This window comes from Vallitalea sediminicola, from assembly GCF_054408565.1.
The window spans coordinates 1-274 of sequence record NZ_BTPT01000235.1 but is presented as its reverse complement, the minus strand read 5'-3'; the positions used below and the strand labels follow the sequence as shown (position 1 = coordinate 274).

Genomic DNA, 274 nt, shown 5'->3' with positions numbered 1-274 from the left:
CAACTACCATATTTGCTTTAATATCTACTAATTTTAGTAAGTCACCATTGATTACATTAACTCTATCATCTACTTTATTAGTAACAACGTTTTCTTTGGCAGCTTTTACAGCATTTTTATCAAGGTCAACACATGTCACTTCTTTAGCTCCTAATTTAGCAGCTGCAATTCCTAATATTCCACTTCCACAACCTACATCTATCACCAAATCATCATTTGATAAATATTTTTTAATCATACTAACACACATGAGACTACTTCCATGTGTGTTAGT

The 274-nt window shown here is 31.4% G+C and carries 1 protein-coding gene; it reads right to left on the bottom strand.

The features are described 5' to 3' along the window. Positions 1-238: 50S ribosomal protein L11 methyltransferase (locus tag ACX6CF_RS26555; RefSeq protein WP_458788390.1), on the bottom strand; the 238-nt coding region annotated here is incomplete at its 3' end. Positions 239-274 lie beyond the last annotated feature (36 nt).